General features: G+C 56.0%; 12 protein-coding genes and 1 pseudogene. 12 read left to right on the forward strand and 1 reads right to left on the reverse strand.

Annotation, left to right across the window (positions count from 1 at the left end; translation table 11 throughout):
* Positions 1–496 precede the first annotated feature (496 nt).
* The 12 genes and pseudogenes from NCT04_RS00255 (at position 497) to NCT04_RS00310 (ending at position 14326) form a co-directional block, all read left to right on the forward strand.
* Positions 497–1795, forward strand: coding sequence for a tyrosine-type recombinase/integrase (locus tag NCT04_RS00255; RefSeq protein ID WP_250462452.1), 1299 nt, complete (start codon positions 497–499; stop codon positions 1793–1795).
* Positions 1796–1900: 105 nt separating this feature from the next.
* Positions 1901–2659: a helix-turn-helix domain-containing protein gene (locus tag NCT04_RS00260; protein ID WP_250462454.1), complete on the forward strand. Its 759-nt coding sequence runs from the start codon at positions 1901–1903 to the stop codon at positions 2657–2659.
* Positions 2660–2889: 230 nt separating this feature from the next.
* The gene (locus NCT04_RS00265; protein WP_250462456.1) at positions 2890–3099 is read left to right on the forward strand and encodes a DNA-binding protein; all 210 of its coding nucleotides are present in this window, start codon (positions 2890–2892) and stop codon (positions 3097–3099) included.
* Complete coding sequence (locus NCT04_RS00270; RefSeq protein ID WP_250462457.1) at positions 3096–3818, forward strand: hypothetical protein; 723 nt, start codon at positions 3096–3098, stop codon at positions 3816–3818. The genes NCT04_RS00265 and NCT04_RS00270 overlap by 4 nt, the downstream gene beginning before the upstream one ends.
* Entirely contained in the window at positions 3811–4239 is a 429-nt protein-coding gene (locus tag NCT04_RS00275) for a hypothetical protein (protein WP_250462459.1), read from the forward strand. Before NCT04_RS00270 ends, NCT04_RS00275 begins: the two co-directional genes overlap by 8 nt.
* Positions 4232–4462, forward strand: coding sequence for a hypothetical protein (locus tag NCT04_RS00280; protein WP_250462461.1), 231 nt, complete (start codon positions 4232–4234; stop codon positions 4460–4462). Before NCT04_RS00275 ends, NCT04_RS00280 begins: the two co-directional genes overlap by 8 nt.
* Positions 4459–4689: a transcriptional coactivator p15/PC4 family protein gene (locus tag NCT04_RS00285; RefSeq protein WP_250462463.1), complete on the forward strand. Its 231-nt coding sequence runs from the start codon at positions 4459–4461 to the stop codon at positions 4687–4689. Before NCT04_RS00280 ends, NCT04_RS00285 begins: the two co-directional genes overlap by 4 nt.
* Positions 4686–5021, forward strand: a complete 336-nt coding sequence (locus NCT04_RS00290; protein ID WP_250462465.1) for a hypothetical protein — start codon at positions 4686–4688, stop codon at positions 5019–5021. Before NCT04_RS00285 ends, NCT04_RS00290 begins: the two co-directional genes overlap by 4 nt.
* Positions 5018–7810, forward strand: coding sequence for a DUF927 domain-containing protein (locus NCT04_RS00295; RefSeq protein ID WP_250462467.1), 2793 nt, complete (start codon positions 5018–5020; stop codon positions 7808–7810). The genes NCT04_RS00290 and NCT04_RS00295 overlap by 4 nt, the downstream gene beginning before the upstream one ends.
* Positions 7811–8613: 803 nt before the next feature.
* Entirely contained in the window at positions 8614–9045 is a 432-nt protein-coding gene (locus NCT04_RS00300; RefSeq protein WP_250462469.1) for a helix-turn-helix transcriptional regulator, read from the forward strand.
* A 281-nt stretch (positions 9046–9326) separates the two neighbouring features.
* Positions 9327–10487, forward strand: a pseudogene (locus NCT04_RS00305) (IS30 family transposase).
* Between the two features lie 1256 nt (positions 10488–11743).
* A complete protein-coding gene (locus NCT04_RS00310; protein ID WP_250462472.1) occupies positions 11744–14326 on the forward strand; it encodes a hypothetical protein in 2583 nt (860 codons plus the stop codon).
* Between the two features lie 880 nt (positions 14327–15206).
* Here NCT04_RS00310 and NCT04_RS00315 read toward each other — a convergent pair.
* Positions 15207–15416: tetratricopeptide repeat protein (locus NCT04_RS00315; protein ID WP_250462474.1), on the reverse strand; the 210-nt coding region annotated here is incomplete at its 5' end.

Genomic DNA, 15416 nt, shown 5'->3' on the forward strand with positions numbered 1-15416 from the left:
TTCCGCGTCACGATGTTTCGACAGGTGCGTTCGCGGACTCGCGTGAACGGTAACGGATCGACCAGCGCCCTTGTTGCATCGAGAGCGAAAGAGGCAAGGATTGTTCAGCGATTTGAAAGCGAGGGCTTGCGCGAAAATTCTTAATTTTTGGCGCGATGGGGCGGAAGCGGCAGACATGACCGACCGTCCGCTGCGGATGCGAGTGAGAGAGTCGCAAGGCTCAGAATGCAAAAAGCCCGGTCACGAGGACCGGGCTTTTTGCATTAATTCTTTGGTGGGGCGTGAGTGACTCGAACACTCGACCTACGGATTAAGAGTCCCAGTCTGGCACTATTTATTAGTGTTGATTTGCGTCGTGTAACCCGTCAAAAGCCTTACTGGGCAAGCCTTTGAGCTTCCGACCAACGGATCTTCGCGTTGACCGAAATTGATCGTTTACGACAAAATCGGGTTACACAGCGGTTACACGGAGAAGGCGTGTGTCTATGGGGTCGGCATGTCAAAAGTCAAATTTACGGCGGCGCGTATTCGCGCTCACGTATGTCCAGAAGGAAAGTCGCAAGCGTTTTTGTGGGATTGCGGGGCAACCGGGCTCGGGCTACGCGCGACTCGGTCAGGCGCAATGACTTACATCTTCCAAGCCAAGCTTCACGGTTCAACATTGCGCATCACGATCGGCTCACCGGATGCTTGGACGATCGCGCAGGCACAGGACGAAGCACGTCGCTTCCAGCGGTTGGTCGATGCCGGTAAAGATCCTCGGGAAGAGGCCGCCGAGCGCCGGGCGGCAAGCTTGGCGAAGCAGGTAGAGGAGCGCCGTCGAGATGTCACTGTCGGCGAAGCGTGGGAGGCTTACATTGATGACCGCCGGGGTCGATGGAGCCAGCGGCACTATCAAGATCATCTTCGCTTATCAACAGCAGGCGGCCTCCCGTACCGACGAGGCAAGGGCACAACAATGCCTGGTCCGCTCGCGCACCTCATGGCACTGAAGCTCTCAGAACTGACGGGCGAGCGCATCGCAGAGTGGTTGAAGTCTCAAACCTCAGAACGACCGACGATGGCTGCGCTTTCGTATCGCCTGCTCAGGGCCTTCATTCGATGGACAGAGGACGTCGACGATTACTCCGGCGTCGTGCCAGCGGGATGCTACAAGGCTCGTCGCGTAAGGGACGCGGTGCCGCGTGTGCAGGCCAAAGAAGGCGATGTGCTTCAGCGCGAGCAGCTCAAGCTCTGGTTCGATGCCGTAAGGCAAATTGATAATCCCGTCATTTCGGCCTATCTGCAAGCGCTTCTGCTGACCGGTGCGCGACGTGAGGAAATGGCCGCACTCCGCTGGAGCGATATCGATTTTCGTTGGCGCAGTCTTTCACTGTCCGACAAGATTGAAGAATCGGGGCGTGTGATTCCGCTAGGCGCTTATCTCTCCATGCTCCTCAGCGGGTTGCCTCGGCGCAGCGAATGGGTTTTCAGTAGTACAACCTCTGCGGACGGACGCCTCAATGAGCCGTCAAAGGGGCACGTTAAGGCGCTCGTCGCGGCCGGACTGCCGCACGTTAGTCTCCACGGCCTGCGTCGCTCGTTCGGAACGTTGTGCGAGTGGGTTGAGATGCCGGCCGGCGTGAGCGCGCAGATCATGGGCCATAAGCCCAGTGCGCTTGCCGAGAAGCACTACCGTCGGCGCCCGCTCGATTTGCTGCGAGCGTGGTACGACAAAATCGAGGCTTGGATTCTCGTGGAGGGCGATGTCGATTTCGACGCCCCGCAAACAACGAGCTTGCGAGTAGTCAACTAGCAACCAGCTTTGCTCCCGTCTAGCTTTAGCGGGCGAAGAGCCGAGACCCCTTCACTCGGTCTGGCGGGAGCATCTCAATTGAAGGTTTGCATTGAAGGATGCAAGATGATTCAACCTCCCCAAGATCTCCTTGAACTCGTTATAGACGCCATCGAGGGCGAGGAAATCGACAGGCAAACGGACATCTTCGATGGCGTTGAACAAACGTTCGAGCGGCGCTGGTTTGGGCCCGAGAAATGGATACACAGGGTTCACGAGCGCGGCATCCTGAGCCCTTTGCAATTTCTTGCGATCGTGAACTTTGTGTTGAACGACTGGTACGACGATGGACTGGACGAACGCCTGCTGGTTGACGGCTGGTTTCATGCGCTGATGGATGCAGCGCAGAAACGCATTATCGTTCCGCGCAACCGTCATTCGTTGCTGCCGCTCGACTCAATCGACAATTGGAACGGGTGGCTGCTGAGCGTGACGGACGCGAATGCGTTCATCGCATCGTTGGGCATGAGGTGGACCTTCAATGAGGTTGCTGCGCATCTCTTTGCCGAGGGCTCGAATCCTAGCGGCATACAGTTCGACCTGATCGCCCCTAGTGGCAATGAACAAGGCGGCTCCGCTGCCGAACCTAAATCATCGCGAATCGAGAACCCGTTCTCGCCCAAATTAAGCGCGGAGCAGCGAGCTGAGATCGTGCGGCGTGCGACCGATGGCGAGACGCACAAGGCACTGGCTTCTGAGTTCGGAGTTACGCCCCAGAGCATCAGCAAGACCGTGGCGCGCGCCAAGGAGCGAATTCGAGGCGATGCGGCGAGTTACAGACTGCCGATGAGGGTGTTTTATGACAGGGGCGTGAATGGCGCATAGCGACCGAAAAGCGCGGAAGCGGTTGTCTACCCGGTTGCGCAACCGCCCGCAAAGCCTTACTCAACGGCACTCGATGGTTGTTGTTTGGTTGTGCGCGGTTGTTGCAGGCAAAGTATCAACGCCGAGACACATTGCCGAGCAAGGTGGAACGTCGAGGCGTTGAAAGCGCATATCGGCACGTGATCAACGCTCGATGTTTCGCCCGCAAGGCGAACCCTAATAGCGTTGAGATGAACCAGCAGAATCTTTTAGACCGCGCCGACCTTCCGGCAATCATGGCCACCGCAGAGGCGGCGGCCGCAATCAATCGCAAGCCACAAACGTTGCGCAAGTGGGCGTGCCTCGAAAACGGCCCCATCCGCCCGATTCGCATTAACGGCCGCCTCGCATGGCGCGTGAAGGATCTCCAAGCGCTGCTCACGGATGGAGATCGGTCATGATGGGCAAAAAAAGGGCTGGCGCAAGCGCCAGCCAAGACCGGAACTACGAGTCATGCGTAGCCAAGCGTAGCGGAACTAGCACGTTCACACTATTTGTCACGTACGAAAACGACTCTTTGCTGACGAAAAAAATGGCTGACCCGGAGGCCAGCCATGAGAAAAATCCCAAAGTCGAAAAGAGTCCTTATGTTAGTCGTGCTCGCGTGGCGGCGTCATCGGTCCAGTACGAAACCACTGCTGGCTTGACGAAATCGGAATCGGTCGTCTATCCTCTGAATCGTGAGAGGAGACACCTCTCGCTCGGGTTTGACAGCTCGATCAGCTACAGGCGGACAACCGCCGACCGGCGGTATTTTTTCGTCCGCTGCCATGTGTTCGCCTTCTTTGGCCGGGCCTTGGTGGGGGAGCGTTCGCGCTCGCCGGTTTCCTGTAGCACCGGTCTGTCAACCCTGCCTAGTGCCTGGCCACCCCGTTTGACAGCGGGGGCCAGGTTCGTTGAACCTGCTACAGGAGGCCGCACCATGCGACTCGCTATCCCCGCTCGTCCTGAGCAAACCCGCCCTCTCGTTCCCCCCGTCTACATCGACATCATTCAGTGCGCCCAGCACGCTTTGCGTGAAGCCACGCTGGCCGCGTCCGATCTGGATGCGCTCGACATTACCGGCGATGCGCTACGTCAGCTCGTGGACATCGCCCGTGCGGAGGTGCGCCATGACTAACACAACACGCGACGTTATAGATCAAACACCGTCGGCAGCTGGCTTGCTCGCGTTTTTCGCAGAGCGCTTTGACATGGCGCACGCCTCGGATAGCGAGCTGCAATTCCTCGCTGACTGCTCATGTGTCGCAGTCGATGCAGCGTCGTCGTTGAGCACCGTTACGTCCGCCGTTGGTTGTTTAATCGCGAGCGACCGAAGCGCCGAGCCTAAGCAAGTCCGCTCGGGCGCGTTACAGGATGCCGACCAAACGCTCCTGCTTCACCGCATCGCTAGTGAAACCGAGCTGATCGGACAGATCGCAGGAATCGCCTCGGACGCCGACTGCACGCTTCGGCAGCGGTTGATCGACCGTCTCAAGATCGAGCGCTCTCGTCGTACTTACAGCGATGAGTACTCCTTACAGGAGGGAAGCGATGGCTAAGCACCTCGAGATGGCGGCGAAGGTTCAGCAGTTCCACGATGTCTTGCAAATGTTGCTGATCGCCATTGCGGACCTTCCTGTGAGCGACGACCACCCTGTCTACGGTGTCGTTCGCATGTTGATAGATCAGTCTGTTGGCGTCGCAGAACAGCTGCATGAATACGCGCACGCAGATGGCGTGCGCCACGGTCAGTGCGCGATCGGTTCGAAGGAGGATGTATGAGTACGGTCGATCAGGACAAGGTGGTGATGGAGATTCAGAAGAGCGCGACGCAGCGCATCCGCATCGTTCATCGCTGGTACAAAGGCCGCGAGTACGTCGATGTCCGGCTTGTGGTCGCTAATGCAGCGGGTGAGTTCGTGCCGACGCAGAAGGGCATCATGCTGCGCCCGGAATTGCTGCCGCAGATCATTCAGGGGCTGACGCTGGCCGCGCGGGAGGTCGTATGAACGAGAACTACAAACTCGGCATTCCAATCGCTGAAGGCGAATACGCGAGCCCGACTGAATGCGTGCTGATGTGCGGTTTCCTTGTGTTCCATGCAAAGAAGGCTGATGACGACGTGCGTCAGTTCGCGCGCCGCGTGCTCGACGTGGTGTTCGCCGCGGCCGCCGAGAAAGGATTTCGCCGTGCCGATCTGCTTGAAACCATGATGTCCAAGCGCGAACCATCGCCGCGCATGCGCGTTCTCGCGGGGCAAGCGACGGCGGCAATCGGCGACAACCTCGCCTTCGCTCGTGTGATCGCACGGGCTCATGTGAGCGCGGGAGGGGAACAATGAGCACCGTCTTTGATGAACATCAGCGAATCCTCGAAGCACTCTCGTACATTCCGCCGGACGTTGAACGCGACGTATGGTTTCGCGTCGGTGCATCGCTCAAGCATAGCGAGGGCGAAGCTGGCTTTGTGATGTTTGACAACTGGAGTCAGAAAAGCCCGAACTACGTGGCGGCTGACGTTCGAGATACATGGCGCTCGATCCGCCCTGACGCCGGGATCACCATAGCCACGCTGTTCGCGATCGCGAAGAAGTACGGCTACAACCCGCGTTCGAAGGCAGGCACGCTCGTCGATCCGGCGGAAGTCGAACGCCGTCGTGCCGAGCGCGACGCACGCACGGAACAGGAGGCGCAGAAGCGAGCGAAGGCCCGTAAGCACGCAGCTTCGCTTGCGATCGCCGTCATTAAGAAGGCCCAGCCCGCTCGCGACGATCATCCGTACCTGATGCGCAAAGGTGTCAGTGCGGTTGACACCCTGCGCGAAATGGACGCCGCGAAACTTCAAAAGCTGATCGGCTACCGGCCGCAGTCGGGCGGCGCGCAGCTCGAGGGGCGAATTCTGATTGCGCCCGTACGGGTCGGAAGCGTCATCACCACCATCGAGATGATCGATGAACTCGGACGTAAGTCAGCCTTGGCTAATGGGGAGAAGGCGGGCGGCTGCTGGTTTGCCGCCGCGCCCGAAGAGTGCAAGCGCATGCTCATCGCCGAAGGTGTCGCCACAGCGCTGTCGGCTCACCTCTGTACGGGTGATGTCGCCGTGGCGGCGCTCTCGGCGGGCAACCTCACGAAGGTTGCGCAGACGATGCGTGCTGCCTATCCCGGTGCCGAGATCGCGGTACTGGCTGACCTCGGTAATGGACAGCAGAAGGCATTGGAGGCGGCGCGAGCCGTTGATTGCACCCTCGCTGTGCCCGAATTTGGTGACAAGCGTGACGAGAACGAAACAGACTTCAACGACATGTACACACGGTTTGGAGCGGCCGCGGTGGCCAAGCAGATCTGGAAGGCTGCGAAGCCCGATGGTGGCGATCAGCCGGACCGTAGCGTTGCAGGAGCGACAACTGCCAGCGCAGCCGAACTCGAAGCATATTTCGAGTGTCGTCAAGACGGTTTGTACTTCGTGGGCGTGAAAGTCGATCGCGACAGCGGCAATACGGTATATCTTGCGCCTCGATGGCTCTGTGACTCGCTGGAGGCGTTGGGGAGCGGTCGGGACAGCTCAGGCCGTCAGATGCGCGTGTTGCGCTGGCGCCGCGCGGGTTGTGGTGAAGAGGTGATCGAGGCCATGCCCAATGCAGAGATCGGGGAGCGCGATGGTTGGGCGCGACTGCGTAGCGGCGGTTTGGCGGTCGCGACCGATCGCGCGGCTCGTGAGCGACTCGCGTACTGGCTTCAGACCGAGAACCGCGACGCGTGGTACGAAATCGTCAGCATGACCGGTTGGCAGCACGGCGCTTTCGTATTGCCGACCGGGGAAGTCGTTGGGCAACCAAATGCTCGTATGCACTTTAACGGCAAACCGGACAATCCCAGCGCCTATAAGGCGCGTGGCACGCTTGACGATTGGCGAGAGCAGGTAGGTCGTCTGACGCAAGGAAATGCCCTGGCCATGACGAGCGTTGCGTGCGCACTGGCCGGGCCGCTGCTTTCCATTGCCGGAGAGAAGGACGGCATTGGCTTGCATCTCTATACCAATTCTACAGCGGGTAAGAGCACCTGCGGCGATGTGGCGGCCAGCGTCTGGGGAGACCCGGACCGCAGCAAGGCGAGCTGGAATGGCACGTCCCTAGGTTTGGCGCTGATGTCAGAGTCAGCCAACGACCGATTGTTATATCTGGACGAGATCGGCTCGGGCGATGCGCGCAAGATCGGCCCGGCGATCTACCAGATGCTCAATGGCATTTCGAAGGTGCAGGGAGCGCGTGACGGCGGCACAGTCGCTTCTCGGTCGTGGAGGTTGACGCTTATCTCGACGGGCGAAGTCGCGATGAGTCAGTATCTCGCCGAAGGCGGTATTAAGCCGCGTGGCGGGCAGGAGGTACGCTTGCTTGATGTACCCGCCGACGCGGGCTTGCACCGCGCATTTGACGAACTGCATGACTACGCCAGCGCAGAAGCTTTCTCCGACGCACTGACGGCTGCTGGTCGCGCACAGCACGGCACGCTCGGGCCCGCGTTCGTGGAATGGCTTCTGCCAAGGTGGGGCGACGCGCGCGAGCAGATCGGGCGCGAGCGTATCCGTATGGCGGCGATGGTGCCACCGGATGCCGCGCCACCCGTGCGGCGCGCGACACGCAAGTTTGCTCTGCTAGCTGCTGCCCTGGTGATGGCATCGCAGGCAGGCTTGACGGGGTGGACCGCCGAAGAATCGCAGCAGGCGGTCTATACTGTCTGGCGACGTTGGCTCGATGTATTCGGGACAGGGGACCGCGACGATGAGCGCTTGGTCGAGCAGGTTGAAGGTCTCATCGAGCAGCATGAGCACTCGAGATTCGTTCGACTGCCGCTCACCGAAAACATGCCGGTGGTGCATAACTCGCTGGGCTTTATCCGGGCTGACGTCGACGGCAAGATCACCGTGTATGTGCCGCCCGCAACCTTCAAGGGGGTGTTCGTCGTCGGTTATGACCTGAAGCACGCTTGCAAGGCTCTTCACAAAGCTCGCATCCTATTGCGTCCCACGGGGCGCAAGGGCTGGACAAGAAACGGTGGGCGTGGCTTGGGGCAGGTCTACGTGCTCTACCCACGTAAAAATCATGCTGATTGGAAAGCTGACGACGATCAGTAGCAGCACGCCGCATTTCTATCTTTTGACCTCGCCACCGCGCGAGGTTTTTTTATGGTCAAACGAAATACATAAACATGAAAGCTTTGTCAGGAACGAGTGGATCGCTTTCTATTAGCTTTCGCCTGATTTTATGCCTTCGCAAAATTCCCGTGTAGAGAAATTTCACTGCCAACACTGCCAACTGCCAACTACCCGATTCAAACCCTTGTGTTATATAGCTTTTGCTGTTGGCAGTGTGTTGGCAGTGTTGGCAGTGTTTCGCATGACGGAATCCCTGATAGCTCGGTGTATGCAATCGACTGCCAACAATTGGCATCGAAGCGCTGCCCACTGCCAACAGCGAAACCCTTGTCCAGTAACGATTTGAGGCCGCTGTTGGCAGTTTGGCAGTGTTGGCAGTGAGAATTGTGTACCTATGGAGCGGGGGAAAATTCGGCTCGTTATCGACGACAGCTTATTGAAAGCGATTGGGGCGGCTGGCTGAAGATCGCCTTGTTCGTATCCATCCGATTGTCCAAGGCCTACGCCCTCGGTAGGCTCGTTGCTTCGTATCTATCCGCGAGGTCACGATGTCGTTAAGGGTTGTTTGTGCTGGTAGCCATCTCATAAGCGCACTGGGTACCGAGGCCGCCGTTAGGCAATGCGCAGGGGTCACAACTGTGGCCACGACCTACTGCGGTGATACGCTGGCCGAACTTGCGAGTGATTGTGATGTGATTGTCGCGGACCTTCAGAGTGTCTCGTCGAGACAAAACTCCGCTCGCGAACCTTTGTTGACCCGCATATGAGCGGGACGTACTGACGTGGCTCTGGTGCTGCATTCGTGTATCAAGAATCCCGCTTACTTCGCCACGCTGTCGGCCCTGAGCGCCGTTCATGCAGTGCTGGACCGGGATGAAGTCGGCGAGCATCTGAAATCAGCGATCGATGCCGCGTATGCTCGCCAAAAATTTGTATCGTCCACGCTTTCCAACTACGCGGCGACGCTGCCTGGACGCGGCCAGAGTTTTCAGCCTCTTAGCGCGTGCGAGATTGACGTCCTCAGGGCCACGCTAGCCGGTCAGTCGCTGAAGGAGATCGCGTTAGCGCGCCACCGCTCGAAGCAAACCATCTGCACCCACAAAACGAACGCGATGCTCAAGCTGGGTGTGGCAAGCAGCGCTGAACTGTTTCGATTCTTCTCTGAGGAGGATGTCTGCATCCTCCATGACCGAGCATTGCAATCCACCGCCTAGTGGGATGTTGCGCACTCAATCCTATGCAAGTCGATGTAAGCAGAAAGCTTATGCAGAATCACGGCGGGGCCGGAACATATCGACAAATACGGCTCATGACGCGCTCCGTGCATTCAGATAGGCGCCCACCGGCTCGTAGATATGTCGCATCTTCTCGGCGGGCTTACCGCCGACAGCCGCAACTTCTGTTGATCTTATACCCTCCGAATGTCTCAAGGCGACGGCGGATTCAACCGGTCGATGCAACACAATAACGCTGCTTAGGTGGCGGGAGTGTTGCGATGAAACAAAGACGCCGAATCTATTACAGTGAGAGTCAGAAGGCGCTGATGTGAGAGCGCTGGCGTGCTGGTGAGTCGCTGCAGCATATCGCGCAGCTATTCGATCGCAATCATTCGTCAGTAGCGGGAATTTTGGCGCAAACTGGAGGAAATTAACCGCCACCTCGACGGCGCTCAAAGCGCTCGCTTACGCTAGCTGAGCGCGAAGAGATTTCAAGAGGTCTCGCAGCAGATGATTCGATCCAGTCGATCGCACGGCGCCTGGCGCGCGCGCCCTCCACGATCTGCCGCGAGATCAAGCGCAACAGCGGCGAGAAAGGCTATCGGGCCGACACCGCTGACCAGCTTGCCTGGCAGCGGGCGCTGCGCCCGAAGGTATGCAAATTGGTCACGAAGCCATGGCTGGCGAAAATCGTGGCTGCAAAGCTGAAACTGCAGTGGTCACCGCAGCAGATCGCTGGGTGGCTGAAGCGGACGTGGGCGGGCAACGAGGATTTCCACGTGTCACATGAGACGATCTACCGAACGCTCTTTATTCAAACACGTGGTGCCTTGAAGAAAGAGCTGCTCGAACACCTGCGGCGCACCCGTGCAATGCGTCGCTCACGCCATCACACGCAGAAGACGGAGGACCACGGCCGTATCCGCGATGCGGTCTCGATCAGTGAACGTCCCGCTACCGTGGAAGATCGCGCGGTGCCTGGGCATTGGGAAGGAGACCTCCTGTGCGGCAGTGGTAACAGCCAGATCGCAACGCTTGTAGAGCGATACACACGCTATGTCATGTTGGTCAAGGTCGACAGCAAAAACAGCGAGACGGTGGCGAATGCGCTCATCAAACACGCCGGCAAGCTTCCGCAAGAGCTCTATAAATCGCTTACCTGGGATCGAGGCACCGAGATGGCGGCGCACAAACGATTCACCATAGCCACCAACATTGCTGTGTATTTCTGTGACCCAAAACATCCGTGGCAGCGCGGCTCCAATGAGAATACGAACGGGCTGTTGAGACAGTACTTCCCAAAAGGCATCGATCTGTCGGCTTATTCGCAAGCTAAACTCAACGCCGTAGCGAGAAGACTGAATGAGCGCCCACGAAAGACGCTAGATTATGAGACGCCGGCAGAACGATTCCATCAAGCTATTGCATCGACCGGTTGAATCCGCCGACCCACTTCGGCCAGATAACCTTCTCCAAACCGGTCAGCCAGCAGCATCCCGTTTTTGCGAACCGGAGTTCCCATAAACGGCCATTGGCGACTTTACCAAATCGGCCAACTTCGTTCGTTCATGCTCGATGTTGCGGGCCGTTTCAATGTCGGCTTCATCCACTGACTGCGGTCGCCTCTGAAACCATCACGTTCGCGGGCGGTGGAATTCAGTTATTTTTCTTTCGCTGTTGCGACCGCGCTGCTCGCCGGTAATGAGGATTGCCCCGACGTTTCAGACGGCCCTGATGATAGTGGCGCCCCCTCCGTCGCAGCCCGATATGGCTAGACACCCACTGGCTAATAACGTCGCCGCACAGAATGCAATCTTGCCGCGCTTATCGAGCTGTCGGCGCAGGATGACGTGGACAGGATGAAACCTCGGAAGTCTGAGAAGCTGCGTGATCGAGACCATAGACGCGCATGGTGCCTCCAACGACACATCCCTCGAAAAAACGCTATGGGCGTATTGGGTTATTCCTCTCGTGGTTCCCGCCAATTCTTATTTTCCGCTTGCCATCCCAACATCCGAACTGTGTTTTCATTGGCTGGCCTACCGTCGCTCATGCCTGCGATATTGTCCGATGGATCGGGTCGTCCAAGCGAGAGCTAGTGCCAACAGCCCCTTGAAAATAGATGATCTGCGGCCTAATCTAAAAAACGCTGCACCCACAAATCTTCTCAACTTAATTCGTGGCATGAGGTAAAAATGGGCACATCAAAATACACGCTTGAGTCTGTTAAATTACTCGGCATTAGTATGTCATGCGATCAGTGTGACGAAATGTTCAATGAGTGCATTGGCGAAGTTGACCCCGACAATCCAGGCGGTTACGAGGTATGTCAACTGCTTTGGGATCATTGCAAATCGCAGTGTTCCGGCGTTTCCTCTCTAACGCGAGAGGAAACCCGTGTTATCGTAAAGAGAGCGTATGCAGCTTTGTTGACTCCTCCGGAAAAAGCTTCGTAGGTGACCGACTTATCAAAGATATTGGCAATCGCTGTAAGACGAAGGTTTCGCTTTTGCACAGTTTTCTGTTGCACCCTTTTAGGGTGCTATGAATTTAACTCCGCCTCTCTAGCCCATAGGCACGCAAGCAAGTAAGCGGCGAGCCCCCGCATTGACTGGGCGAGGCGAAACACAAACGCGAGGTCAAGCACCACTGCCGATTAGCGTATGGAGATTGTTTGCTTTTTGGAGCGCTGGAAATGAGACATTCGTATTCCTCGAGGCTCATCGGCTTCTGTCTGCCAGTATCACTGTTAGCCTTCTCATCTCCGATATTGGCGCAACAATATAGCAGTGCAAATTTTTACTACAAGACAAAGATTTTCGATGCCACCCAGATCGACTCCCGCTACCGGCCAGTAAGTGTTAATAGAGCAAAGGATGTATTTATTTATGGCGACTACGTCTCTATAGATGATCCTATTCTCACAAATGGCGGAAATTTGGTTATTGTGGCTAACGAACTTCGAATCAATGCACCCTTAGATTTACGCACATTTGTACGTCACCCGCTCCCATTCGCGAAAAACTCACTTGCGTATTCGGAGCTGGAGTGGGTGCCACCAGGAACACAGCCAGCAATGACCGGGTTTTATTTCTCCGACTGGATTTGGCATCCAAACAAGGGTGGATGGATCATGGGAGAGGTAAAGCCAATCACGACTCCTTCACTCGTCGACGATGATGAAATATCTGATCTAGGGTACTACAAACTGCCGCGACTGCCGTCGGGAATAACGCCTTACGGTGGCGATGGAACAAATGCTCCCCTATCAGGGATAAACTGGGATGCAGTTGCAACGGGAAAGCTTTTAATAGTCGCGCCGAAAGTCACTTTCTGTGAGACTTGTGCGACCGTGCTTCCCTCTCAAACCTGGCAAGATAAAAATCTCAAGGACATCAATCTCCCACTTCCGCATCACCCCGCGAGCTACGAAGACTTTCCGGAATGTGTAGATCGTGATTACTGGTCGAATGACCCACCGGCGATGGGCGGGCTTATAAGGCTTGAAGGAATCGCCTCCGGACTGGGCGGTGCTGGGGCCACCCAAGATTTGTGCGATGTTAATGATCCTGCAGTTTATCCGCAGAATAAACAGTTTTGCGCGGTCGGTCTTTGGGATCGGTTTGGAAGTAATTCGGGTGCCGACGGTTTCGACGGGGCGGGGGGAACGGCGTTTATATTGCGTCCGGCATTTGACATAAATTATTCGGCTATTATGGCTTACACGACGACCACGGCGCCCGGCCAGCGCAGGGCAATTCTCCAGACGCCATCATTTGCCGAACTCGTCAAATATCCGAGCCGCTGCGCCTTCCACACCTTGATTGCGCAGCAGCCGTCTCAGCTTGATCCGAGACCGAGTGGAGCAGTGCAAGCGGCTGAAACGCGCGAACAACGGCTCGTCGATGCAGGTGACGCATTTCCGATCATATTCACTTGGCTGCAAATCATGGGCGGGAGAGTAAACCCAGACGTGAAAGCCACGTTAAAAGATCCGGGCGTTGGCGCAATTGCCGGCTTGTCGCCAGTCGAAGCTTATCAGCAGTTTTTACTACAACAGATCACGCTTGCAAGAATCAATCTTATAAGCAATATTTGGAGCGGAAGCGTGGCTACAGCGCAAACGGCAATCCTTCCGTCGCTTTTTACTTTTGGCCAGGTAAATTATTCGGATACTTCTGTCGATGAACGGACGCAGCTACTTCTCTCCCAATTAGGCGCGCTCGACACTCGCGCTAGCTCAGGAAAGCCAAGAGAACAACCGATTGCCTACCTAGCAAACACGAACGGGTTGCTGAACTTGCAGTCCGACGATCCAGTGTTCGCGATAGCTGCGTTGAATCTGGACTCGTCTTTGTCCACGATGAACGCAAACCTCGCGACGCTCATTGCTGAAGTAACGTCTTTGCATGAAGATTTGCTGGACGACATCGAAAGGAGGACGACCGATGACCTGAAAAATCAAGCGTCAAAGGTATTGAATTCGATCAAGCAAGTTCCCTCAGGGCCGGCTGGCTCTACTCTGCTTACTACAGCTTCTATATGGCAGAAAATAATATCAGACGGTGGGACGGCAGTCGCGTCGTTTTATAGCGAAAAATATGTAGGCGGAGTGCTCTCGATCGTCAATCTCTACAACGATTTTCAGAAGCTTGACCCTGTCGTTGTTGCGTCAACCGACGACGCTACCCGTGAACAGCTTGCAGATATTAAAAAACAAATCACATTGTTTTTTTATAAAATATCAATCGCAAAAGAGGCTTCCGAGCAATCAAATTTCCAAGCCTATGTTTCGTTTAAAAAAGCAGAAACAGAATACTTTTCGGACTTGTCCGGCATCAGCTCTCTATTTGACAGCCTTTTGAAAAGAATTATAATAAGTTATCTCCAAACGGGCGTAAACGCCGATTTTCAGTATAATTTGTTGACTTTGAAGTCACTAATGCGCGACTTCCCAGCGGCAGCACATAATTTCAAACTTTCGTCCATTCAGACAAAATGCGATGATCAGGAGGTTGTTGATTTGTCAGACGCGCGCAACACGTCTAAGACAGTGTCATGCGTTAGGCTACCCGTCGAACCCTACGACTATGTTTTGGTTGCTGATCTGCCGTCGTATGCTAGATGGGGTGACATTCCATTATATGTAGTGCGGAGTGGCATAACAGTCTCCCCGGTCAACACGCAACATCTCTTCCCCGGTAATTCCCTTAAAATATTGCGAATTTCAATAAACGACTATCCGGATTGGTCTTCCGCAACCGCGGTCGCTCCGTGACGAAATTCGCTTCTTAGCTTGATTATGCACCGTTGGTTTGATTAAGCACGGTATCCATGCGAGCATCGGATTGCTGGCGCTTTGTGGGGTCATAGCCTCGCTGTCGATAGCTCGGATTGAGAGCAATGTCATTGTCAATTATGTTGCAACAACGAACTGCTCGCTTTCTAACGACGCGCCGAATTATCCAATCAGTTCTTAGTCGGTGAGCGGCCCGGAAGTCTCGTCGAGCCCATCCATCCGACCTCGATCGCAGCGAGCGAAAAGAGGAGGGGACAGCGCGCTGATCTTCGCGCACGAGATGACTGCTTCGTTGGCAGCGAAGACCATCGAGCTCGTCCCATTCGACGTTGGCACTGTATCAATGGTCCCTGAGACTCGTCCAGAGGCCGCCCCTTTTTCGACCGCCTACTGACCAACCCCGACGAAGCGCAATCTCTCTCGACGATTGATGGCCGCTAGTTGAGTCGAACCGCCTTCTGAATGTCAGAACGTCCCACCACTCGAATGTCCTTCGTTAATAGGGTTTGAGCCAGTGCCCTCCGTAATTTGCTCGCCGGAGACCGGACATTGAGCGAGGGCGAATTAGGCGTCGGCCTGCAAAACTGGGCTACGCCCCCGACAGGCGGCTATTGGCCGACTCCAGGCAACGCCGCCGACAATTCATTTGCCTGAGACCGACCATTGAGCGACGGTGGACGAGACCTTGATTATTCAAATTGGATGGAGGTCTCGACCGACTGCTTGTGGCCGAAGGCAGGAAGTACGCCCTTCATGTTTCTAGTATCCATCGAATCGAAGTCGCTGACGCGGTTTTGCATGCGCCGCAAACTACCTGCTCGGTACGCAGTGTATCCACCTTGGCCTTCGCTAGTGCGAGCTAGGGTAAATCATCGAGATTGCCTTTTACTAGACGCGTGTCTGGATGCTCCGGTCCAAACTTACGTAACAAAGAATCATAGGCAAGCTCCAACAGACTTCGTGCCTCTGCTACTTCGCCGAGTCTCCTGAGCACTATCGACAAATTCGATTGGCGCAAAGCAATATCTGGATGATCGAGTGGGAGTCTTTTCTGATCCGAAGCAAGAGC

This window comes from Caballeronia sp. GAFFF2 (assembly GCF_023631485.1).
GTDB lineage: Bacteria > Pseudomonadota > Gammaproteobacteria > Burkholderiales > Burkholderiaceae > Caballeronia.